This window comes from Sulfurospirillum sp. HTRB-L1 (assembly GCF_059415125.1).
On sequence record NZ_JCAHZR010000001.1, the window covers coordinates 115,082 to 138,820 of the forward strand.

At 46.6% G+C, this 23,739-nt stretch carries 21 protein-coding genes; 13 read left to right on the forward strand and 8 right to left on the reverse strand.

The annotated features are described in order from the left end of the window. Positions 1-19 precede the first annotated feature (19 nt). The 7 genes from amt (at position 20) to AC5SLM_RS00565 (ending at position 9,743) form a co-directional block, all read left to right on the forward strand. Positions 20-1,846 carry an ammonium transporter gene (gene amt, locus AC5SLM_RS00535; RefSeq protein ID WP_495248967.1) on the forward strand — a complete coding sequence of 609 codons (1,827 nt, stop codon included), beginning with the start codon at positions 20-22 and terminating at the stop codon, positions 1,844-1,846. A gap of 163 nt (positions 1,847-2,009) precedes the next feature. Next, the gene (locus AC5SLM_RS00540) at positions 2,010-2,624 is read left to right on the forward strand and encodes a TetR/AcrR family transcriptional regulator (protein WP_495248968.1); all 615 of its coding nucleotides are present in this window, start codon (positions 2,010-2,012) and stop codon (positions 2,622-2,624) included. Continuing rightward, positions 2,621-3,847, forward strand: coding sequence for a TolC family protein (locus tag AC5SLM_RS00545; protein ID WP_495248969.1), 1,227 nt, complete (start codon positions 2,621-2,623; stop codon positions 3,845-3,847). The genes AC5SLM_RS00540 and AC5SLM_RS00545 overlap by 4 nt, the downstream gene beginning before the upstream one ends. Continuing rightward, on the forward strand, positions 3,844-4,542 hold the full coding sequence (locus AC5SLM_RS00550) for an efflux RND transporter periplasmic adaptor subunit (protein ID WP_495248970.1): 699 nt from the start codon (positions 3,844-3,846) through the stop codon (positions 4,540-4,542). The genes AC5SLM_RS00545 and AC5SLM_RS00550 overlap by 4 nt, the downstream gene beginning before the upstream one ends. 3 nt (positions 4,543-4,545) lie before the next feature. After that, complete coding sequence (locus AC5SLM_RS00555; RefSeq protein ID WP_495248971.1) at positions 4,546-7,578, forward strand: efflux RND transporter permease subunit; 3,033 nt, start codon at positions 4,546-4,548, stop codon at positions 7,576-7,578. Between the two features lie 229 nt (positions 7,579-7,807). Further along, a complete protein-coding gene (locus AC5SLM_RS00560; RefSeq protein WP_495248972.1) occupies positions 7,808-9,304 on the forward strand; it encodes an aldehyde dehydrogenase family protein in 1,497 nt (498 codons plus the stop codon). Positions 9,305-9,353: 49 nt separating this feature from the next. Then, entirely contained in the window at positions 9,354-9,743 is a 390-nt protein-coding gene (locus AC5SLM_RS00565; RefSeq protein ID WP_495248973.1) for a DUF779 domain-containing protein, read from the forward strand. 26 nt (positions 9,744-9,769) lie between these two features. Here AC5SLM_RS00565 and AC5SLM_RS00570 read toward each other — a convergent pair whose 3' ends face one another. After that, the gene (locus tag AC5SLM_RS00570; protein WP_495249388.1) at positions 9,770-12,028 is read right to left on the reverse strand and encodes a bifunctional diguanylate cyclase/phosphodiesterase; all 2,259 of its coding nucleotides are present in this window, start codon (positions 12,026-12,028) and stop codon (positions 9,770-9,772) included. A gap of 195 nt (positions 12,029-12,223) precedes the next feature. Between AC5SLM_RS00570 and AC5SLM_RS00575 the strand changes: the two genes are divergently transcribed. Continuing rightward, positions 12,224-12,886 carry a GntR family transcriptional regulator gene (locus AC5SLM_RS00575; protein ID WP_495248974.1) on the forward strand — a complete coding sequence of 221 codons (663 nt, stop codon included), beginning with the start codon at positions 12,224-12,226 and terminating at the stop codon, positions 12,884-12,886. Positions 12,887-12,891: 5 nt separating this feature from the next. Here the strand turns inward: AC5SLM_RS00575 and larB are convergent, their stop codons facing one another. The 6 genes from larB to AC5SLM_RS00605 all read right to left on the reverse strand — a co-directional run bounded on the left by larB (position 12,892) and on the right by AC5SLM_RS00605 (position 18,466). Further along, on the reverse strand, positions 12,892-13,638 hold the full coding sequence (gene larB, locus AC5SLM_RS00580) for a nickel pincer cofactor biosynthesis protein LarB (protein WP_495248975.1): 747 nt from the start codon (positions 13,636-13,638) through the stop codon (positions 12,892-12,894). A 24-nt stretch (positions 13,639-13,662) separates the two neighbouring features. Beyond that, a complete protein-coding gene (locus AC5SLM_RS00585) occupies positions 13,663-14,922 on the reverse strand; it encodes a lactate racemase domain-containing protein (protein ID WP_495248976.1) in 1,260 nt (419 codons plus the stop codon). Between the two features lie 191 nt (positions 14,923-15,113). Continuing rightward, positions 15,114-15,929, reverse strand: coding sequence for a YitT family protein (locus tag AC5SLM_RS00590; protein WP_495248977.1), 816 nt, complete (start codon positions 15,927-15,929; stop codon positions 15,114-15,116). Next, positions 15,926-16,324, reverse strand: a complete 399-nt coding sequence (locus tag AC5SLM_RS00595) for a YchJ family protein (protein ID WP_495248978.1) — start codon at positions 16,322-16,324, stop codon at positions 15,926-15,928. The genes AC5SLM_RS00590 and AC5SLM_RS00595 overlap by 4 nt, the downstream gene beginning before the upstream one ends. Further along, positions 16,321-17,217: a DMT family transporter gene (locus AC5SLM_RS00600; RefSeq protein ID WP_495248979.1), complete on the reverse strand. Its 897-nt coding sequence runs from the start codon at positions 17,215-17,217 to the stop codon at positions 16,321-16,323. The genes AC5SLM_RS00595 and AC5SLM_RS00600 overlap by 4 nt, the downstream gene beginning before the upstream one ends. Positions 17,218-17,380: 163 nt before the next feature. Continuing rightward, complete coding sequence (locus tag AC5SLM_RS00605) at positions 17,381-18,466, reverse strand: carboxylate-amine ligase (RefSeq protein WP_495248980.1); 1,086 nt, start codon at positions 18,464-18,466, stop codon at positions 17,381-17,383. Between the two features lie 68 nt (positions 18,467-18,534). Here AC5SLM_RS00605 and AC5SLM_RS00610 point away from each other — a divergent pair, with 68 nt between their 5' ends. The 5 genes from AC5SLM_RS00610 (at position 18,535) to AC5SLM_RS00630 (ending at position 22,461) form a co-directional block, all read left to right on the forward strand. Next, positions 18,535-19,041: a SixA phosphatase family protein gene (locus AC5SLM_RS00610; RefSeq protein WP_495248981.1), complete on the forward strand. Its 507-nt coding sequence runs from the start codon at positions 18,535-18,537 to the stop codon at positions 19,039-19,041. A gap of 539 nt (positions 19,042-19,580) precedes the next feature. Continuing rightward, on the forward strand, positions 19,581-20,648 hold the full coding sequence (locus AC5SLM_RS00615) for a tyrosine-type recombinase/integrase (RefSeq protein WP_495248982.1): 1,068 nt from the start codon (positions 19,581-19,583) through the stop codon (positions 20,646-20,648). A gap of 27 nt (positions 20,649-20,675) precedes the next feature. Further along, a complete protein-coding gene (locus AC5SLM_RS00620; protein ID WP_495248983.1) occupies positions 20,676-20,834 on the forward strand; it encodes a hypothetical protein in 159 nt (52 codons plus the stop codon). Positions 20,835-20,841: 7 nt separating this feature from the next. Then, positions 20,842-21,573, forward strand: a complete 732-nt coding sequence (locus AC5SLM_RS00625; protein ID WP_495248984.1) for an arginyltransferase — start codon at positions 20,842-20,844, stop codon at positions 21,571-21,573. 48 nt (positions 21,574-21,621) lie between these two features. Next, positions 21,622-22,461 (forward strand): J domain-containing protein, encoded by an 840-nt coding sequence (locus tag AC5SLM_RS00630; protein ID WP_495248985.1) that lies wholly within the window; start codon positions 21,622-21,624, stop codon positions 22,459-22,461. Positions 22,462-22,464: 3 nt separating this feature from the next. Here the strand turns inward: AC5SLM_RS00630 and AC5SLM_RS00635 are convergent, their stop codons facing one another. Beyond that, a complete protein-coding gene (locus AC5SLM_RS00635) occupies positions 22,465-23,736 on the reverse strand; it encodes an RNA polymerase factor sigma-54 (RefSeq protein ID WP_495248986.1) in 1,272 nt (423 codons plus the stop codon). Between the last annotated feature and the right edge of the window lie 3 nt (positions 23,737-23,739).

A 23,739-nucleotide genomic window follows, 5' to 3' on the forward strand; every position in this document is an offset into this window, starting at 1 on the left:
TGCTACTAAAATAGCTGACATGGAAACAATGGAAAATATCAACCTACTTTGGATCATTGTTAGCGCATTCTTGGTTTTTCAAATGCAGCTTGGCTTTGCCTTGATAGAAACAGGCATGGTGCGGGTAAAAAACACCATCAATGTGGCCATGAAAAACCTCATAGACACCGTTTTTGGGCTTATGTTTTTCTGGCTTATTGGCTACGGGCTTATGTTTGGTTCTGATTTTTCTGGCCTTATTGGCACAGACCGCTTTATGATTGATGGGAGCAATCTTAGTGAAAATGGATTGTTCTTTTTTCAAGCAATGTTTGCAGCAACTGCCGCCACGATTATCTCAGGGGCGGTTGCAGAACGCATCAAATTTAATGCCTATATCGTTGTGACTATTGTCGTAACTGCGTTTATCTATCCACTTTTTGGGCACTGGGCTTGGTCTGAAAATGGTTGGCTTAAAGAGCTTGGGTTTAGGGATTTTGCAGGCTCGACGGTTGTGCATTCTGTTGGGGCTTGGATTGGCCTAGCTGGCGCGATTGTGCTTGGCCCGCGCCTTGGAAAATTCAAACACGCACAAATCAAATACTTCGCCCCTAGCAATCATAACTTCATCGTTTTTGGGGTCTTTGTTCTCTTTTTTGCTTGGTTTGGGTTTAACGCGGGCAGTCTTTTGCGTTTTGACCCGCGTGTTACTTCCATCCTTTTAAACACCACGCTAGGCGCTGCCTTTGGTGGGTTTGGCGGATGGTTTATCTCTCTTATCTACAAAGAGAAGGTAAGCGTTGAGATTTTTGCTTTTGGCGTTATCGCAGGGCTTGTTGGCGTGACCGCAGGATGTGACCAATTTGATGCAAAAACTGCTGCTTTTGTTGGGTTCGTATCGGTGTTTGTGATGCATGTTTTTGACCTTCTCTTGCTGAAAAAATTCAAAATCGATGACCCCTTAAGCGTTGTTGGTGTGCATGGCTTTGCGGGAGCATGGGGCACGTTGGCTGTTGGGATTTTCGCGGCTTTGCCCCAAGAGACAAGCCGTTTGGAGTTTATAGCGATTCAATCCGCAGGAATACTCAGTGCTTTTGCCTTTGCTTTTACCTTGGGGCTTGTGCTTTTTCTCATCCTTGCAAAATATAATTTTTTGCGCGTTCAAAAACGTCACGAAGTCATTGGCTTGAATGTCAGTGAGCACAATGCGAGACTCCCATGGGTTGACACAATCGAAAGCATCATTAAGATTATGAAAACAGGTGACATTAAACACAAAATCCATGAAGAAAGAGGCACAGAAATAGGGCTAGTGGCGAAGTTTTTTAACTACCTTTTAGAAATCATGCGCCAAAAACAGATAGATTTACAAAACTCAAACATCCAACTGCGCTCCAAAGCAGAGATAGACCCACTCACCCAGACCTTCAACCGAAGGGCTTTGCTTGAAAGGCTCAAAAACAAGAACCTTTTTCATGCAAATTATTCTGTGGTTATGATTGATATTGACAATTTCAAATACGTCAACGACACCCATGGGCATGGGGTTGGCGACATGGTCTTAAAAGAATTGGCCCAAATAGTTAAAACACTCATACGCGATAAAGATATTTTTGCAAGGTGGGGTGGAGAAGAATTTGTGATTTTAATCAACACAAAAGAGATAAACGAAGTGGAAAAAATAGCCGAGAAAGTACGCCAAAAGGTAGAATCTACATCCTTTAGCACCGTAGGAAATATCACTGCTAGCTTTGGCATCAGCAGTCCAAAAAACAGCGCAGAGAGTTTTGAAACCGTCCTAGAACATGCTGACAAGGCCCTGTACCAAGCCAAAGAGCTAGGAAGAAATCGCGTTCACAGCTGGTAAACACGACACGGCCCATCCCAAAAAAGACCTACTTAACCCCCAAAATCCAAAGCTTTTCCTTTCTTTTAAAATCTCTTACATGTAAGGGTTTTCCTCTTGACAAAAGTATTCCAAAGAAGTATTATTCCGCAAATGAATGACCGTCAGTCATTAAAGGAGAATTATGGCACGCATCATCGATAAAGAAGAAAAACGCAACGACATTGCCCGTGCATCCATTGCGCTTTTTTGTGAAAAGGGTATCCAACAAACCAGTATGGACGCCATCGCCAAAAGTGCAGGGGTGGCCAAAGGGACGATTTATCTTTACTTTAAAAATAAAGAAGAGATTATCTTTGCCATTTGGGACATGATTATTGAACGCCACCACGAGGCCTATGCCAAACGCATCACAGATGCCATGTCTGCTAAAGAGAAGATCTTAGATTTTTTCAACTTTGGGGAATGCGCGGAGGAAGAAGACAAAGAGCAAATTCTTAGCCTTTATCAGCATTTCATCAGTGCGATGCTCATCGACAAAACAGGGCTTTACACGGCGTATTTTGAAAGTTTTTTTCAAAAAGATTTTGACTTCATCTCCGCAAGTCTCCACGAGGGTGTGGCAAAAGGCGAATTTACCATCGAAAACATTGACCTCCTTACCACGAGCATTATGCTCCTAATCAAGGGGTTTGTAGTGCGCGCAAAAGCCTCCAATATGGGCTTTTACGAAGCACAAGCTATTCTCATTAAACACATTACCTTTATCTTAAATCAATGCACAAGGCGTGTAGCATGAAAACACTTTCCCTGATTTTATTGGTGCCGCTTCTGGGTTTTGCTTCGGGCAATCTGGGCGAGCTTTTAACCCTGGCGGAGCAAAACCACTATGTCCAATCTTCGCGCTACCAACTCGAAGCCGCGCAAGAAAATGCGCGCGCAGTGAGAAGTAGCTATTTGCCTTCTCTTAGTTTAGGAGCAAACCAAACCTACAACAAAGAAGAGAACATGCTTACCCCCGAAAAAAGCCGCACAGGGTCCGCAACCCTCTCTTTTACGGTGTACGATGGGGGCAAAAGAGGAGCGCAATTTTCACAACAAGACGCTCTTATTAAATCGGCCACATTTTCACTCGCATCGGTGCAAAACAGCGTCTCCCTTGATGTTATCTATGCGTATTTTAACTACTTAAGTACGCATGCAAGCCTCGAAGCGACCGAGCAAAAAAAGGAACAACTCTTAGCAGAGCGTTACCGTTTGGAAAAATTTCTCAGCGTTGATGTGGTCACCGAAGATGAACTCCAAAAAATCATCTCTACCATCGAGCAAACCAATGTTGACCTCTTGACCCTCAAAAACACCCTCAACAACATCTTAAACACCCTAGAATACCTCACGGGAGAGCGCGTAAGCGTCGCCCAAGGTTCACGTGTTTTTTTGAAAGAAGCGCAAGAGGGCAAGCGTTTTGACATCTTGGCCCTTGAACACAGCGTTCAAAGCACCAAGGAAGAGACGAGCATCGCCAAATCAGCCCACTTGCCTACCATCACCCTTGAAGACACCTACTCGCGCTTCAAGCACGACTACGCCAACAGCGCGTGGAGGAGCGATCAAGACAACCAAAACACCATTCAGCTCTCCGTACAATGGAAGCTTTTTGACTTTGGGGCAACCACTGCACGCGTGCAAGCCGCGCAAAAAAATTATCTGGCCAAAAGCAGTGAATTGGCTTACGAAAAACACAAAGCCAAAGCAAGCTACCAAAGTGCGTACAACAGCTACCAAACTGCCCTAGCTAAAATCGAAGCAAACAAGGCCAAACTGCACGCTTCTTCCATGACCTACGCATTGGTCAAAAAGAAATTTCAACAAGGCATTGTCAACAATGTCACCTACCTTGATGCCCTAAGCGAGAGATTTAACGCACAAGCACAACTCCAAACCGCTTTAAACGAAGTGGAATACCAAAAAGCCGTCCTGCTGTATGAAATGGGCGAAGAAATCAAAGGAGCTATTCAATGAAAAAAGTTTTTCTAGCTACGTTATTAATGTTTCAAGCCCTTGTTGCAGGGGAAGTATACGCCACCTTTGATGTGGTAAGCGAGCGAAGTTCGGAACTGGGGCTTTCCCTTTCTGGGGTTGTAGAGCGTTTACATGTAGACGTGGGCGACAAGGCAAAAAAGGGCGATTTACTTCTTTCTTTGCACAACGCCGAGGAAAAAAATGCCTATGAAATCGCCAAGAAAAATGCCGAACACGCCCAAAAAGTATACGACCGCTACGCTCAAATCGCCGATGTTATCGACAAAGAGAAGATGGACAGTTATCTCTACGACAAAGATATCAAGGCCCTAACTGCCCAAAGCAAGGAGATTGTGTACAAAAAAACAGAACTTCGTGCCCCGTATGATTTGGTCGTCACAAAGAAAATGACCGAACTTGGCAGTATTGTCCTAGGCTCTCAAACCAAACTTTTAACCGTAGAAAGCACGCATGACATTAAACTGGTGCTTAGGTTCGATGAAAAATACTGGCAAAGCGTCAACGTGGGGCAAAAATTTGTCTATCGCGTTGATGGTAGCGAGGAAACCTATGAGGGTGTGATTAGCAAGATTTACCCAACCGCACTCCCAAGCACCCGCGAAATGCAAGCCGAAGTTAAAGCTAAAAACCTGCTCCCAGGACTTTTTGGCAACGGCACTATCATCGTGGAATAGCCCATGTATAAACTCGCCATCAACAGACCCATTACCACGTTAATGGGCGTTTTGACCTTTATTGTTTTTGGATTGATGTCTTACAACACCATGCCCATCAACCTTTTTCCCAATGTTGACTTTCCTGTTGTCACAGTGCAAACCACCTACAACGGCGCAGACCCTTCCACGGTAGAAACCAAAGTTACCGATAAAATCGAAGAAGCCGTTTCAGGGGTAGATGGCATCGACAAGCTCATGTCCACGAGTTATGAGGGCTTTAGTGTCGTTACCATTCAGTTTGAGCTCTCCAAAGACCTCAACGAAGCGACCAACGACGTGCGCGATAAAATCGGAGCACTCGACCTTCCCAGTGAAGTCGAAAAACCTGTGGTGAAAAAACTGGGAGCCTCAGGCGCAGTCATTAGTCTTTTTATCGCCGACATGGGCGATGATAGCAAGGCACTCATGCGCCTTGCCGATGAAAAACTCAAACCCCAACTCCAACGCATCAAAGGAGTCGGGGAGGTGACCGTTGTTGGCTACCAAGACCGCGAAATTCGCATTTTTTTAGACCCTTTTTTACTGGCAAAATACGCCTTAAGTGCCTCGGAAATTAGCGCCATCATCGCCAAGCAAAACATCAAGCAAGGCGCTGGAAAGATGATTAATCAAACCCAAGAAATCATCATCAAAGCAGAAGGGGATGCTAAAAGCATTGAAGCAGTGGGTGAAATCTTGGTAAAACCTGGCGTGAGGCTCAAAGATGTCGCAACCATCGAAGACGGTTTGAGCGATGCAAAAAGCTACTCTTCTTACAACGGCCAACGGGGCGTGACATTAGAAGTCAAGAAAATTGCCGGCGAAAACTCTTTGACGATTATTAATGGAGTCAAGCAAACCCTTCCTAAACTCCAACACTTAGCGGGCGAGCAGTTTGAGATTAAAGTACTGCAAGACCAGTCTGAAAAAATCATGGTCAATATTGACAATGTCCGCTTTGACCTTATTTTTGGGGCTTTTTTGGCCATTGCCATCGTGTTTGTGTTTCTTAGAAACGTTACCGCGACCCTTGTTTCGGCCCTTGCCATTCCCACTTCAGTCATTGGAACCTTTGCCATCATTGACGCCCTTGGCTACGACCTAAACCGCTTAACGCTCATTGGCTTAACCCTTGCTATTGGTATTTTTATTGACGATGCCATTGTGGTCATTGAAAACATTATGAAAAAAATGGAAGAGGGCATGGAGCCCTTTCGCGCCTCCTTTGAGGGCATTAAAGAGGTGGCTTTTTCCATTCTGGCCATCTCCGCCGTTCTTTTAGCTGTTTTTGTTCCTGTGGCGTTTATGGACGGCATCGTAGGGATGTTTTTTAACTCCTTTGCCATGACCGTAGCCGCGGGCATCGTCATCTCTTATCTTGTGGCGGTTATGCTCATCCCAAGCATGGGCGCGCGGGTTTTAAGTGCCAAAGAAAGCAAGTTTTACTACGCCACAGAACCTATTTTTAAAGCCATCGATAAAAGCTACGTGGCACTTTTGCGGGTTATTTTGCGTTTTAAAGTGCTGACGATTCTCGCAACTGTTGGTATTTTAATTGCCTCGACCACGTTAAGTGTGGGGATGAACTTTTTACCCATGCAAGACAACAGTGAGTTTCAAATCACCATCAAAGCACCCGTGGGCATCAACCTAGAGACCATGAAAGCCAAAATAGCGCCCATCGATGCGCTGCTAAAAGAAGATGAAGACATCATCTACTCGATTGCTTCCATTGGCTATAACGCCGCCCAAGAGATTCACAAGGGCAAAATTTACGCCAAACTCAAACCTGTGGCAGAAAGAAAAGGGCGCACCCAAGAGCAGATTATTCAGTTTTACCGTGAAAAACTCAAAGCCTACGAAGAGATGACACTACTGGTTGAAAAGGTGGATGATTTTGACACAGGTGGCGCCACGGCACCTGTACAAGTGGTCATCACGGGCGATAGCCTTGATACGCTTGATACAATCTCTTTTAAACTCATGGAAGTACTGCACAAAACCGAAGGGATTGTGGATGTTGATAGAGACTACGAGAGCGGAAAACCCGAAATCAAAGTCTCCATTTTGCGTGAAAACGCCCAAAGAGTAGGGGTAAGCGTGCAAGAAATCGCCTCAGTTTTGGCTTCTGCGTACTCCAGCGACGGTGCTGTTTCTTACTTTGAAGACAATGGCCGTCAATTTGACATCACCGTACGTTATGGTGATGATTACCGAGAATCACTGGAAGATTTAAAAAAGCTCCAAGTGCGCAACAGTGCGGGCGATTTTGTGATGTTAGAGGGCTTGCTTAACCTAGAAGAGAGTACAGGAACCGCTTCCATTAACCGCTTCGACAGGGAGCGTAAAGTACTCGTCACCGCCAACACCTTCAACACCTCTTTGGATAAAATCGTCTCCGTGGTTAACGAAGCGATGCCCCAGTTTTTACCAGAAGGGTATGCGTACCGTTACACAGGTGACGTAGAAAATCTCGAAGACACCAACAAAGCCTTTGGGGCAGCGGTGTTTTTAGCGGTTATTTTGATTTACCTGATTCTAGCCGCGTTGTATGAGTCAGTCATTCAGCCTTTTATTATCATGATTTCCATGCCGCTCTCCTTTACGGGCATTATTTTTGCCTTGTATTTGAGTGGAAACTCTTTTAGCTTGTTTGTCATGATTGGTATTATCTTGCTTTTGGGCATGGTGGGCAAAAACGCTATTTTGGTTGTGGATTTTGCCAATCGCGCCATCAAAGAAGGTAAGGGCATCGACGATGCGCTCTTTGAAGCAGGAGAAAAACGCTTGCGTCCTATCCTCATGACAACCTTTGCGATGATTGGAGCGATGATTCCCCTTGCCTTTGGAGGCGGGGCGGGGCACGAGAGCAATGCGCCTATGGCGTTGGCAATTATTGGAGGGCTTTTAAGCTCCACCATCCTAACACTTCTTGTGGTTCCTGCTATTTACAAATTTATGTACCCACTCGATGCGTGGCTACGCCGATGGTATGAAAAAGGAGTGATTAACTAACCTTCTTTCCTGCTCATCATCCCAAGATGGTGAGCAGGTTTTAAACAGAAAAATGCCTCAAAAGCGCCCAAACTACGAAAATACTGCCAGCTTTTTTTACAGAACCTCTCTTTGATATTAAAAACAATTATTAAAACACTTATCATCTTTTCTCTTAATCCTTTATGGACTACAGTCTCAAAAGAGATAATTTTTATCTTAATTACTCCACACAAAGAAAGGTATAAAAATGGCATACTCAAAACCAACTTACAAACCCCGTTATGAAAATTTTATTGGTGGCGAATGGGTTCCACCAATAAATGGCGAGTATTTTGACAATCTTTCCCCAGTAGATGGTGAACTTCTTACTAAAATCCCACGCTCTAGCACTGCCGATGTTGACCTAGCGGTTGCGGCGGCAAAGAAAGCTTTTGCCTCATACAAACATACCTCAGTTGTTGAGCGCAGCACCCTTTTAAATAAAATTGCTGATGCTATCGAGGCCAATTTGGAACCTCTAGCCATCGCCGAAACCCTTGACAATGGCAAGGCCGTGCGCGAAACCCTCGCGGCCGACCTTCCCTTAGTGGTGGACCATTTTAGGTACTTTGCCTCTGTTATCCGAAGCGAAGCGGGCAGTGTAGCAGACCTTGATGAAAATACCATTTCCCAAGAAATTCACGAACCCTTAGGTGTTGTGGCGCAAATCATTCCGTGGAATTTTCCTCTTTTGATGGCAGCATGGAAGATTGCCCCTGCGATTGCGGCGGGCAACTGCGTTGTTCTCAAACCCGCAAGCGCCACACCCATGTCTATCTTGCTTTTGATGGAAACCATTCAAGAGGTGCTTCCAAAGGGCCTCATCAACATCATTAACGGCGCGGGAGGAAAGATTGGCAAGCACCTTGCCACCCATCCTGATGTGAAAAAAGTTGGCTTCACGGGCGAAACAAGCACAGGCCAACTCATCATGCAATACGCAACCGAAAACATCATCCCCTCAACCCTAGAACTGGGTGGCAAATCGCCCAATATTTTCTTTGAATCCATCATGGAAAAAGACGATGCCTTTTTTGACAAGGCTATCGAGGGACTCGTACTTTTTGCCTTCAACAGTGGCGAAGTGTGCACATGCCCTTCCCGTGCACTCATCCAAGAATCCATCTACGAACCCTTCATGAAGCGCGTACTAGAGCGCGTTAGGGCCATCACCCAAGAAAACCCTCTCGACCCTACGACCAAAATGGGAGCCCAAGCCTCTTTAAACCAAAAAGAGAAAATCCTCGATTACCTGCGCATTGGAAAAGAAGAGGGTGCGGAGTGCCTCATCGGGGGCGAAGCGTACGAAAACAAGACTTACCCCAAAGGCCATTACGTCAAACCGACTATCTTTAAAGGCCACAACAAAATGCGCATCTTTCAAGAGGAGATTTTTGGCCCCGTGCTGTGCGTCACTACCTTTAAGGACGAGGACGAAGCCCTTGCCATCGCCAATGACACCATTTACGGTCTAGGCTCAGGTGTGTGGTCACGAGACGCCCACCAACTTCACAAAATCTCTCGGGGCATTGAAGCGGGACGGGTGTGGGTAAATTGTTACCACCTTTACCCCTCTCACGCTTCTTTTGGCGGGTATAAAAAATCAGGCATCGGCCGCGAAACGCACATGATGATGCTCAACGCCTACCGCCACACTAAAAATATTTTGACTTCCTACGATAAAAACAAATTAGGGTTTTTCTAGCCACTAAAGAGTGCGGGCCTTCGCCTGCACTCCCTCCAAAGGAGAGATCATGCAAGTCCAACGCCTCGATGCAACCGCCGAGGCTCTTGAGGTCGTCGAAAAACTCAAAAGCCAATACGGCGAACTCGTCTTTAACCAAAGTGGTGGCTGTTGCGATGGCACAGCACCCATGTGCTACGAAAAAAAAGATTTTCACGTCCCTTCTCTTAGTGTCAAAATAGGCGAAATTAGGGGGTGCGAATTTTACATCGACAAAGACCAGTTTGAATACTTTCGCTATTCGCAAATCCTGCTAGATGTCAAAAAGGAAACCGCCGCTTTTGGCAACTCCTTTTCGCTAGAAATTGACGAAGGCTACCAGTTTATCACGCGCTCTCGCATTTTTAGTGATGAAGAAAACAGCCAGCTTGCCAAACAAGAGGGGAAACAAGCCAACTAAAAAGCCTTACATGTAAGGCTTTTTAGCTAAGGTACTAGCGGGTAGGATTTAAAAAACCCTTTAAGCTCCTCGTAGGGCAGGGGCCTTGCAAACAAATACCCCTGAAAGCGGTCACAACCAAAGGATTTTAAGAGCTTTTCTTGGGCGTGTGTCTCCACCCCTTCGGCCAACACGTGCAATTCAAGGTTTTTACCGATGGTGATGATATTTTGAATCATCTTTTGCGCTGTCATGTCCTCTAGTAGGGTGTCGGTGAAACTTTTATCAATCTTCAACTCATCAATAGGCAAAGTACGAAGCATGTTTAAAGACGAATACCCTGTTCCAAAATCGTCCATCGAAATACCCAAGCCCATTTCGCGCACCTTATGTAAGAGCGGCAAAACATACTCCATGTCTTCGATAAACAAGCTCTCTGTAATCTCCAAGCACAGCGAAACGTGGCTAAGTTTGTGCCGGTGTATTTCATGGGCAAGTTTTTCTAAAAAGTCTTTTTCCATGAATTGCCTCACGGAAATGTTGATGGACACTTGAAAAGAAACGCCCAACTCTTCTTGCAGTCGCCTCATCTCTCCAAGGGTTGTTGCCAAGATAAACTCCCCAAGCCGTGGCATAACACCCGCCGCCTCAGCGATGGGAATAAACTCCGCAGGCGACACAAACCCAAGCTCAGGGTGTTTCCATCGCACTAAGGCTTCCACGCCATACAGATGCCCGCTTGCATCAAATTGAGGTTGATACACCATAAAAAAATCACGATTATCCAAGGATTTGCGCAAAGCTTGTTCAAGGCTAATGCGCCCAAGATAACGCTCTTGCATAGAAGGTGAAAAAAGCCGAACACTGTTTTTGTATTTTTTGGCCTCATGCATCGCAATATCAGCAGCCCGCAACAGCATGTCCAAGGTCGTGCCGTGCTCAGGGTACTTGGCAATGCCCACACTCGCTCCAATAATAAAACTCAGTTCATCAACATGGTAAGCCAAGGCGTTTTCCTTTAAAATACGCTCCGCATGCTCCAACACTTCCTCCGCTTGTGTGCGACGGGTTAAGATGATAAATTCATCGCCCCCTTGGCGGATAACCACGCTGTCTTTTCGCACCATAGACACAATACGCTTGGAAAATTCCACCAACAAGGCGTCTCCATAATGGTGCCCGAAACTGTCGTTGATGTCTTTAAAATGGTCCATGTCCAGATAATACAGGCTAAAAGGTGGTGCGCCCTCGTAAATCCAACGGTGTATCTCTTTTTTGAGATAACTACGGTTAGGTAAAGAAGTCAAATCATCATGAGTAGCTTGGTAAATAAGGTCATTGCGTCGTTGTTTTTCTGCGGTTGCGATGATTTTAAAAAAGACAAATAAAACACCTTGCAACACGAGAAACACGAGAAGATAGACAAGAAAACTCTCAGAAAACTCTTTCATAAGTTGCTTGTGGTTGGTTCGAGAGAGCACCCAAAGCTCATAGCGCGGGTCGTACTTAATCGCGATTTGCTCCAAATCACCCCCAATTCCAAGGGTTTCTAAAAGATAAATGTGGCGATCGGTTTTAATGGTCTCAAGAGAAACGCGGTAAGTTTGCATAATCTCTTTGACAATCCTATGCAAAAATGCCTCAGGAAGAGGGGAGTCGTACATCTCCTTTGGTGTTGCCTGAGTCGAGGAATGGTACTGTACAAACCCATCACGATCACGCACAAACGTGACTTCATTGTGTTCTCCCAAAGAAAGCTCTTCTGCAAAAAGTTTAAACGCCCCTTCGATGCCAAGTCCTGCGGTCATAACCCCCAATGGTTCGCCACCTCCATTGAAAATGGCTTTACGAATAGGAATACCCCAACGCCCGCCTCCAGGAATAAAATACGTCCGCCCAAGCACCATTTTGTCTTGGGTTAAGGTGTAGTCAAAGGAGTCTTGCGTTAAGGGGCTTTGGCGCAGATTGGGAAGTTTTGTTTTATCAAAATGGGAGTTTACATGTAAGTAGGTGCCCTCAGGATTTGTAAAACCATAAGCAACTACAGAAGGGTTAAGGGCCAACAACGCATCCAAGAGTTGTGCATTTTGCTCTTTAATGAGCTGGTGCCCCAAGATATTGAGAGAAGTTTCTTGTGAGAGGAGCAACGCGTGCATGGCGTTGGAGACAAGTTTGACTTGGTTGGTTTGATCAGCGGCATATTTTTCGTGGATATTTTCCCATTTAGCGTAAGAAACATAGCCCAAAAAGAAAAGAGCACCCCCAAGAAGAACATAAAATATCGTCCAAATATTTTTTTGAAGCACAGCCAAAAAAACCTCCTTGTTTTATTCTAGCACTATCGTAACACTATCATAGCACTTTTTTAGTCACCAAAGACAGCAAAGGTGGCACTTTTGTTCACTTATTGGAAATTTTGGAACCCTTTTATCTCTTTCTCATTGAGACTGAGTTAGTATTGATTTTTCATACAATATCACCGATTTTCAAAGAGTACCACCATGCTACATTTTAGAAAAATTCAAATGCTGCCTGCACGTGAGCAAGTCGCTTCCATCTTGCGCTCCGCCATTTTGACCGATGAAATCAAAAAAGGGCACTCGCTCACCCTTGATAGCGTAAGTGAAATGGTCGGTATGTCCCGCACGCCTGTACGTGAAGCCTTTCACATTTTGGCTACTGAGGGTTTACTAGAACTGCGCCAAAACCGCTGTGCCATCGTCAAGGGCATCTCTATCGACGCTATTAAAGACCATTACGAGATGCGTATTTTGCTTGAAACCGAAGCGGTACGCCGCGCATGTGTGCGCATGGACGAACAAGTGTTAAATGCTTTAAAGGAAGTCTGTGCCCAAGGGGAAGAAGCACGCAAAACGGGCGATACCCACGCCTTTAGCATGGCAAACCAAGCCTTTCATATGGTTTTTTGGGAAGCCGCCCAAAGCGAAAAACTCAAATCTTTCCTCTCGCTTTTGTGGAATGGACTCTCCATGAACCACCGCGCAAGAGCCCAAGATTATGCCGATGCCTCACAGCACGAACACGAAGAGATGGTCAATAAAATTCTCGCTAAAGACGACGAGGGTGCTTGCGAACTGATGCGCAAACACATCACCCGTAGCATGAACAGCACCCTCATGAACTACGACGCCCAAGAGAGCTAACACGTTTACAAATGATTGATAATGCTCGCATTGTAAGCCGCACCAAAGCCATTGTCGATATTAACAACACTCACGCCACTTGCACAACTGTTGAGCATGGAGAGTAGCGCGGCGATGCCGCCAAAACTTGCGCCATACCCCACACTGGTGGGCACGGCAATCACAGGCTTGTCTACCAGCCCGCCAATGACACTTGCCAATGCACCTTCCATGCCTGCTATCACGATGACCACCTTGGCTTTTTGGATGGTTTCAAGCCGTTCAAACAAACGGTGAATCCCCGCAACACCCACATCTACAATCTTCTCTACCTTGTTTCCTAAAATCGTTGCCGTCTCGTACGCCTCTTCGACCACATACAAATCCGAGGTTCCCGCCGCCACGATGACGATGGTGGAGGCGGGGATGGGCACGGCAAAACGCTTGATGGAAATCGTGCGTCCCATGGGGTTATAAAACGCGTCTTTGGCAATCTTTTGCACCGCGTCAAAGGCTTCCATCGAAGCCCTTGTGACCAAGATATTGCTCTGGCACGCTAACAAGCGTTGGGTAATTTCCCCAATCTGCTCGGGGGTTTTACGCTCTCCGTAAATGACTTCAGGATACCCCTGACGCACCGCACGATGGTGGTCGATTTTAGCAAATCCAATATCTTCAAAAGGAAGCTTTTTCATCTTTTCCATGGCTTCTTCGGTGCTCATCGCCCCACTTTGCACCGCACTAAGAAGTGCGCGCAATCCCTCATTTCCCATCATGCTTCCTTTTTTTTGGGTCTTTTAAACTTCACACACCTTAGGTACTGTGATGGAACCAAAGGGCAGGACAATAATGCTAGCATCTTCGCCTTTTTGGGCGATCGCTTCTTCGAGTGCAACGGCAAGGTCATGGTAAGGCTTCAAATGCACCGCGCGCATCTCATCATCACTCAGGTCACTCACCGCCCAACTCTGGGCCCACAGGTTAATCTCCGCCATTTTTGCGGCCTTGTGATAGCCAAGTTTGTACCCTTCTTTAATTTTTTCAAGCACCGACCTCGCGCACGGCGCAGAACTCATCAATTTAAAAAATCCTTCCTCACCAATGCCCGTGCGGCACTTGGCCACCATGATTAAAATGCCGTCTTTATTGAGGGCCAATTTGCCGTTATCTAGGGCTTTTTGGGACTGGTAAAGGTCGATGTCCATGGGGTAGGGGGCCACAGAAATGACGATGTCTGCTTTTTGAGGAATGTTCACGCAAAAGACTTCATCGGCTTTGTCGATGGCGGCATAAAACGAGTCGCTCAAATCTCCCGTCTTGAGTGCACAGATATCGTGGTCACTATCAAGCACGGTCATGATGGCAAATACATCTATTTCCTTCAACACACTCATGGCATCCATCATGTCTTCGTGCACAGGGTTGCCCTTAAGAGAGAGGGCTTGGGCATTAGCATGCAAGGCTAAAAGGTGGTTTTGCTGGATGGTTTCAAAGGCCGCGACTCCTGGCAAAAAGGCTTTGCGCCCTCCTGTATAGCCCGCAAAATAGTGGGGTTCCACGGAGCCGATGACACACACTTTTTTTGCCTGCGCAACCAGCTTGTTTAAGTACATTTGCGTGCCATTGGTGGAGGTGCCCAAAAACACCATCTCATCTTTGCGCGAATCATGGCTCCACAGGCGATTTTTCGCGAGCAAATCCTCGTAAATATCCTTGCCTAAAATAAAATGCCACTCTTCTTCCGTAGGTGCTCTGTGGCACCCCGTGGCGACGATGAAAAAGAGGTCTTTGTCTTTGATTTTAGGGTAAATGCGCGCTAGCACTTTGGCCGTGGGGGTAGGGCGCGTGCCATCATTAACAATGAAAACGATGCGCTCATCGGTTTGAACAAAGGTGTCAAAATCCACTTGGTTATAAGGAGAAGCTAGCGCCTCGTCAATGGCGCGGTTGTAATCAATCTTTTCTACCGCGTTGGGTCGGTACACACCAACAAGTTGTTCATCACGAACAGTGATGTCAAAAAAATCCGCTTTGCCGTAGGGAATGCGTAGCTCCATGTTGTATCCTTCATATTTAATATTTTATCACGGATTAAAGTTTACTCTTGAAAGACTTTGTTTTTAATAAAATAGTGTGCATTTATTTTTTAAGTTTTAGGGAAGATGTTAAGAAAAAGAGGGGGTTGTAACGCGCTAAAAACCTTTACATGTAAAGGTTCTACATGTAAAGGTTTTTGCAAAAATCAAAGCTAATCGCGCCCTAGCATCTCGGTTGCTTCGGTGATGATCATAAACGCGCTAGGGTCGTGTTTGCGCACAAGGGCGCGTAAGGTTTGCAGTTTGCCTACTTCCACCACAATGAGGATGATTTTTTTCTTCTCACCATAGAGCCCATCCCCTTGGATGACCGTGCCGTGTTGCCCTAGCTCTTCACGGATGATTTTGGTAAATTCTTCCACCTTGTCGCTCACCAAATGAACCACTTTTTTATCCAAACGTCCCGTGAGCAGGGTGTCAACAATGCGCGAGGTCACGTAAATGCTCACCACGCTCCACAGCACTTTCGTACGGTCTTCAAAGATAAACAGCGACGCGCACAACACCAGCGCGTCTAAAATAAGCAGCACTTGCCCTGCCTTAAGCTCGGTCTTACTCGCCACGATTTGCGCGATGATGGTTGTCCCGCCTGCGGAAGTATTGCTCTTAATAATCAGCCCAAGCCCCACGCCAATAAACACACCCCCAAACAAGGCCCCAAGGGGTGTATCCACCACAAAAGGGGGCATGTGCACGACCTTGGCCAACACATCGATGAGTACAGAAACCAGCCCAATCACCACGATACTGCGCACCACATACCCGCGCCCAAAATAGCGAAATCCCAGCAACAACAACGGCACGTTAATGAGCACCATCCACGTTCCCACGCTCATCCCGCTTGCATAATGCAACAGCAGGGCAACGCCCGCCGTACCGCCTGTGAGGAGTTGGTTGGGTACAAAAAGCCCCACCACCCCAAGGGCAAGCATCACACAGCCAAGGGCCAATCTGCCATAGAGTTTCATTTTACCTCTCCATCCACGTACATCCACGCGCCTTTGTAGCGTTTAAACCGCGAATGTTCTTCGTGAACGCCATCCTTACCTTCCTCTACGTACGTGGCGCGAAAACGCACCTTACCCACCTTCTCTTTTTCTCCCCCTTGCCAAACATCCAACACTGCTAGACTCGTCCACACCAAACGTTTACATGTAAGGCGCAGTTCTTCTTCAAGGGTTTTGGTACGCGTCGTGGGGTGTGTTGTTGCTAGGAGGTAGGGTACAAGTTTTAACGCAAAAGCACTGTAGCGCGAACGCATCAGTGCCTCGGCCGTGGGCACCTTGCCTTGCACATGAAAAGGCTCACAACACTGCGCGTAAGGGGTTTTGCTCCCGCAAGGGCAGGGGAAAGAAGCACTCATGCCTTAGCCTTTCCCAAAAACAGCGAGAGGTAAATCCCTGCCCCAATGAGCACCGCACCGCCGAGGTGGTACATGTAAAAGCGTTCGCCTAAAAAGAAAAAGGCCAAAACTGACCCAAAAACGGGCATGAGGTGAACAAATTGCCCGCTTTTTTCAGGTCCAATATGGGCAATCCCATAATGCCAAAAGTGGTACGAGAGCAAGGAAGGCAATACAATCGTGTAAGCGATGACGAGTTTGGCATTGAGGCTAAAACTAAGCACGTCTAACACTCCGTACCCCATCTGCCAAAACACTCCATAAAGCATCGCGCTTCCTAAGAGCACCGTCGTGGCAAAATACCCCTCGAATCCCGCAGGTCGAAACCGTACCAATACCGAGTACAACGCCCACATGCACGAAGCCACGATAACCCAAATGTCCCCTTTGCCAAAGGAAAGGGTGATAAGACGCTCCCACTCTCCATGCAACGCCAAATGCACCACACCCGCCATAGAAAGCAAAATCCCCGCTACTTGAAGGGCGCGCACCTTGCTTTTTAAAATCACCACCGAGAGCAACACAATGGTAATGGGCGTCGCGGAGTTGATGAGCAGTGCGTTGGTTGCCGTGGTGTCTTGAAGCCCCACGTACAGCACGGTATTAAAGGACGTCACGCCTAAAAAACTCAAAAGTAGCAGCATCCAAAAATGCCCTTTTAGCGCCCCTAATACCGCCTTGCGCTCCCGCATCAGGTAAGGCAAAAGGAGGATGAGCACCCCTAGCCAACGGTACATGGCCAACTGCACAGGCGCAATCTCTTCGTGGATAAACCGACCCAAGATAAAATTTCCCGACCAAAACAACACACACAACACCAGCAATACATAGGGTTTTGTTGATTCATTCCACATTAAAAGCCATCACTCCTTAAAAAATAGTGTGTCACTAGGCCTTTTGCGTCACCCGCAAGAGAGACTTTATCTGGGTGGGTCAAAGCTTCAGCTTTGGGGCACCCATTGTGGATAACTCGTCTCGAAACAGGGTGATGCAAAAAGGCCTAAGCACCAAAAGGTGCTAAAACAGTCCTAACCGTTCCACTTCGCTCAAACAGCGGTGTTTTTCAAAGCACTCTTTTTGCAAATGGGCAGGAGTAGGGTGCTCTAGCAACAGTAGCAATTTTGGCACGTACGCTTGCGTTCCAAGTTGGGCAAAAATACCCATCGCGTCCATCTCGCCAATCCACCCTCTAGCATAAGAGCGCAAAATCTCAACCTTTTCTTTCCCCTGAAACATCCCATCCAGCCCATGGCGAATGGCATTCCAGCGGTTTTGTTCTAGCATTTGTCCATGAAGCCATTGGGCGCTCTTGCACTGGGCGTACGCGCACAACGCCTGAAACAGCACGCTTAAAAGCTCAATGCGCACAAAATCATTGCTCGCATCGCACGCACGCATCTCAAGAACTCCAAGGGTTGGATTAATGCGCACTTCCCACATCACGTCACGCAAACTTTCGATGGTCCCAGATGCAACCAAGGCGCGGTAGAGTTCGCCCATCTCATAGTACTCTTCAAAATACCCTGGCAACCCCGCCAGTGGCAATTGCTCAAAAAGTTTACTCCGATACCCCAAAAGCCCCGTCTCTTCCCCGTCAAAAAACGCCGAATTTGCCCCAAGAGCGATAAACACAGGCAGGTATTCTAGGGCAACATTGTACGCGCGAAGCGCGTCGTCGGAACTGGGCAAGGAAACCTGAAGGTGTAATCCACAAATCGTAAATTTGCGAAGCAAAATCCCATATTCGTGGCTAAAAGCACGGTAGTGCAGCGAATCTACCAAGCGCACATCATCGCACGGAAGCGCATGCACACCTGAAGTTGCCACCACAACACCAAGCTTTGCAGCGCACTGGGCCGTTTGACGCACAAGGGCTTCTAGGGATTGGCGCACCTCTAAAGGCGAAGCGCACAGGGGCGTTGTAAGCTCAAGCAAAGACGCCAAATACTCAGGGTGCACATGGGGCAAAACCTCCAAGGGCAGGGCGTCTAACACCAATGGCGCAGCACTCACGAGGTGCATGTCACCCTCTTCGTGCAAACGCACCTCAAGTTCGGCACCAAGTGTATAAGCCGCTCCTTCTTTCCACGGTAAAAAGTCCATGCCACACCCCCTAAATGAGAAGAAAATTGTAACGACATTTAAAGGCAAAAGCAACACCTAAGGAAAGGGTGTGGTATCATACCCAAATGAAAACACTCTATTTTATTCGACATGCAAAATCTAGCTGGAAAGACGCACAGTTGAGCGATTTTGACAGACCGCTAAATAAGCGAGGTAAAACGGACGCACCTTTGATGGCTAAGCGTCTCAAGCGTCACAATGTCACCCCTGACATCATCCTTTCTTCTCCCGCACTTCGGGCTAAAAAAACAGCTCAAATCATCGCTAAAGAGCTAGAGATTGAAGCTATCACCTACGAACCCTTGTTGTACGAGAGCGCATTTGAAACCTATCTTGAGATTCTTCGCGCCTTGCCACCCACCGCTCAAAACGTTTTTATTATCGCCCACAATCCCGAAATCACCTACGCGTGCGAGCTCTTAGCGGATGCTATTTTTGGCAACATTCCCACGTGTGGTATTGTTGGACTAGAATTAACGGTCGAGACATTTCAAGAAGTAGGGGAGGGATGCGCGCGCGTTCTTTTCTTTGATTACCCCAAAAAACACCGCTAAACCCTTTTCCTTAGATATTTTTACAAAACTCCCAACACACCCCAGGGAGTTTCTTTACATGTAAGGCTTTTCTTTACATGTAAGGCTTTTCTTTACATGTAAGGCTTTTTCTGAATTCACCCGTTGCATTTTGACCTCCACCTGTTTCTCTCCCTATACACACAATCTTGCCTCCATTCCTCTGTAAAATTTTATGGATAAATTCCAGCTTTCCAAAAGGTAAAACCCACACCAATGCCCATGGCGCAATCCTTTGCGCTGTAAAAACCAAGACCCAAAAGAGGGAATTAAAAATAGTTTGAAAATTACAGTTTTCAATACAAAATACGATTATAATGCGTATTTTACCTTTTGCAAACCCCTAAATCTAGGCATCTTCTCTTTTTAGTTAATTTTCGAGTTTTCAAGCTATGCTATACTTCCTTTTTTACAAAATACGTTTTGAAAGAATTCTAAGCATCAAGGCCTGCGCTGAGCAGAACCTAGTGTTAACGTAGTCTTTGGAGCTTTGCCCAAAGGCGTATTTAAAAGGAGGTTATGTGAAGTTTCCCCTAGATTGTGAAGAGAACGTTGAAAAATCTCTACTCTTTTGGCTTAGCCGTTTCGTCAAGCACAAACTCAATTCTCTCTCCAACAAAGAGCTTAAAGACCCCAAAGCCCTCTCCCGCGTCACCTTCGCCCTCACTAAAGGCGCGTCAAGCCTAGACGAGCTGGACACGTTGGTCAAAAAAGCACGCAACGCAGGACTCACAGGCATCAACACTTACTTTAACCCTTTAAAAAAAATGGTAGAGCTTTTGGGCTACCACCGCCTCTATTCCCTGAAGCAAATCGACGAAGAGCTCATCGCAGACTTTTTGGCTAGTGCTACAGGAGGCCTGAGTGATGCTACCAAGAAAAATTACCGCATCGCCATGCTGGGCTTTTTTGGCTACCTTGACCGCCAAAATGAGGATGAGGGCACCTCTCACGTCTTTGACATTCAGCTTAAAAACTGGGGGGGCGTGAGCGGAAATCGCGGGGAAAAACTGCCCGAATTCATGAACGAAGAGGAGGTAGAACGCTTTTTAAACGCCATCGACACCGCCGCGTTTAAAACCAACGGCGAACGCAACCGCCTCATTTTAAAGCTCATCGCCTACACAGGCATCCGCGTCTCAGAAGCCTTACATGTAAAGGTTCGGGAGATTACCCAAGAGGGTGATTGCTTTGTCTTGCGCATCCGTGGCAAAGGCAACAAATACCGCGTTGTGATGATCAAACAGCACCTCATTCGCCACCATTTGGCCGAAGTCATCAAGTCAACGCCCTGCAAAGAAGGTTTACTTTTTTGTAATCGAAAAGGTGCTATGATGACGCAAGCGTACGTGAGTCGCATCGTCGAACAAGTGCTGTTTCAAGCGGGTATCCGTAAGGCCAAAAACGGGGCGCACATGCTCCGCCACACCTTTGCCACCCTGCTCTACCGCAAACGCAAAGACATCGTTTTGGTGCAAGAAGCCCTTGGGCACGCGAGCCTCAACACGTCACGCATTTACACCCATTTTGACAACGAACGGCTTAAAGAAGCCGCCAGTGTGGCCAGTGAACTTGGGTCCCACCATTAAAACCCTTTACATGTAAGGAATGAAACCATGCCAACGTTGCTATTTGACGAGCTCAAAGATTTAAAAACAAAACTTGTCCAAGAAGAAAAAGCCCTCAAAAAAGTCGAAGATAAAAAGGAGCGTGAAATACGCTTAAAAGATGAGTTTTTAGAGTACATGAAAAACACAGGCGTTCAAAAACGCTAGGGGCTTGATGTTGCTAAGCAAAACTCCCAATACGGTTGATTTTTCAACCCTTGAAACCACCTGTGCCTATTTGCCCCAACAGCATGCAAGGATGCAGTACAAGTTCATCAAAGGGGCGGATGTCGCCCTTTCCACTGCCCTCACCCAGCGCGGTTGGCGCCGTTTTGGTGAGTACTATTCCAGGCCTCAATGCGCAGGATGCCAGGCGTGTTTGAGCCTGCGCATCGACGCAGAAAACTTTGAATTTACCAAAAATGCAAGGCGTGTCTTTCGTAAAAATGCCTCCACGCGCATCTACATCCGCCCTCCTTCTGTAACGCCTCAGCACCTCGACCTTTACAACCGCTACCATGCCCTCATGAAAGAAAAACGCGGTTGGAAACACTACCACCTTTCCATGCAAAGCTACTACGAACTCTACGTGGCAGGACACGGAACCTTTGGGCGGGAGATTTTGTATTTTGTCGACCAACAACTCGTGGGAGTGGATTTGGTAGACATGCTAGAGGATGGCCTTTCTTCTATCTACTTTTTTTACGACCCCGACTTTGCGCACCTTTCTTTGGGGAGGTATTCGCTGTATCAGCAGATTTTCCTGTGCCAAAAGCACCATTTGCGTTGGGTTTATTTGGGTTATTACGTGAAAGAGTGCCCAAGTTTACGCTACAAAGGTGAGTACACGCCCCATGAAATTCTCCAAGGATTGCCCTCGTTAAACCAAGAACCGCTTTGGCTTTAAAGTGGAACTCTTTTTGCTTTCTTTGTCACAACCAAAGGAGGCTATCCCATGCAACTGTCCTTTACCCCAGAAATGGTCGCCATCAGTGTTGAAGAAAGTGAAGTCTACTACCGTTTGCAACACAGCATTGACCAACATTTTCCCCACCGCGTTGGCCGCAAAGATAAGGTCATCGTTTTTGCCAAGGAAGAAGAGACCCATCAACGACGTTATTTTTTAAAACTCGTTGCCAAACTCTACAAAAACACCCATCCTGATGCTTCGCCCAAGGACATTGACGCCCTTAAAAATGCCCATTCAAAAACCATCAAACTCTCTTTGACACAAAAAAATCAACTGTTGCCAAACCTGCGTATTTCTGTAGTGTTTGATACCCCGCAAGCCATTATCTTTAACCTTGGTGAAAACAACCGCTTGTTGGTTAGCTACTTAAAAAACTATTTTAAAGACCACCTCATTCAATACCGCATGCGCACCCATACCCTCACCCTCTTCCCCAACAACGACACCACTTGCGCACGCTTGGAAAAACTCATGGGAGAGCGCAAACACATGGCGTGGTTTATCAGCTTTATCTACGACACACAAGCTTACGAAGCCTTTCGCCAAAACCTGCACACCCGTTTTGAGCGCAAACGTCGGTTTCACACGTTAGGAGGACTCTTGGAGGAGTATTTTGCCGCCCTAGGGTGCACCATGCAAGACTCTTTTTCAAAGGTGCGCCAACAGTACCTCACCCTTGTAAAGCTCTACCATCCCGACCGCCACCAAAACACCTCCAAAGAACTCGTGCTGCATTACCGTGAAAAGTTTGAAAAAATTCAAACCGCCTATGAAATGGTAAAAAATTATTATCAAGACAGCGAAGTGGCGTGCGCAACTGCGTAGGGGTTATTTGAAGGAGTAGAGTTTTTTACGCTCGCTTGAACCTGCGATGTTGAGTTGTTTGCGGTATTTGGTGATGGTGCGCCGCACCATCTTGACGCTAAATTTTTCCTCTATCATGCTCAGTAACTTTGAATCGCTCAAGGGTTTTTGGGCATCTTCTTTGGCGACCACTTCTTGCAAATAGGTTTTGATGGCCGAGTTGGACACATCCTCGTCAATCGCCGCGCTAAAAAACTGTTTTAGCGGAATCACCCCTTGGTTGCACGCGAGGTATTTATTGGCAATGGCACGGGAAATAGTCGAAGGGTTGCGCGCAAGCTCATCGGCCAAATCTTTGAGCTTCATAGGGCGAATCGGCCCGCCCGTAAAAAACTCATATTGGTACTCCACAATCATCAACCCCATCTTGTAGAGTGTCGCTTTTCGCATTTCAAGCGCGTCGATTAAATCCTTAGCATCTTTGATTTTTTGTGCCACAAAGTAATGGGATTCATCCATTCCTTGCGTATCAATAATGACATCCGGATAATAAGCGTCGTTAAGCTTCACCTCAATGGCACCGTTATTTTCAAACACAAACAAGTCTGGGACCACTTGCGTCCCCTCTTCAAAATACTCAATAGCAGGGGGCACATGAAAGCGGCGTATCACCCCGATGGCTTCGGAAAAGCTAGGCTCTCCCGCGTACACTTCAAGGTTTTCAAAGTCCTCAATCAGTCGCTTTGTGGATTGATAGAGCCTTTCATCCATCTCCAAATCATCCAACTGAAACAAAAACGATTCTTTAAAATCCTTCGCCCCAACACCCAAGGGTAGCAAATGAGCAAACCGCGCGCGCACCCGTTCCACTTCTTCTTCGCTAAACCCATGGGCCACCCACCACTTAGGCTGCGGGTCATAATACCCCTCATCGTTTATCTGTTCCACAATCTTAAATGCGATGTTTTGGGATTTACATGTAGGAAAAAGAGGAGGATTAATCTGTTCATACAACACGTCATACAACGAAGATTTGGCCAAGGTTAAGGCTTCGATAGCCTCGCTTGCAGAATTTTTTGCCCCCACTTGGTCAAAAAAGCTACGTTTGGCAAAACGCTGGCTCTCATCGCGTTCGTTTCCTGGCCGCACTTCAATCAACGGATTCGCCTCGCAAAACGGCTCCAACACTTCTTTTAAAGACTCCAAGTTAGATTGCAAAATAGGCAACCAACTGCGCAGGGTGTTGGAAAGTTTTTGCTTGGGTGCTTGCGAAACAGAGGTTCGAAGGGCCAGCATGTG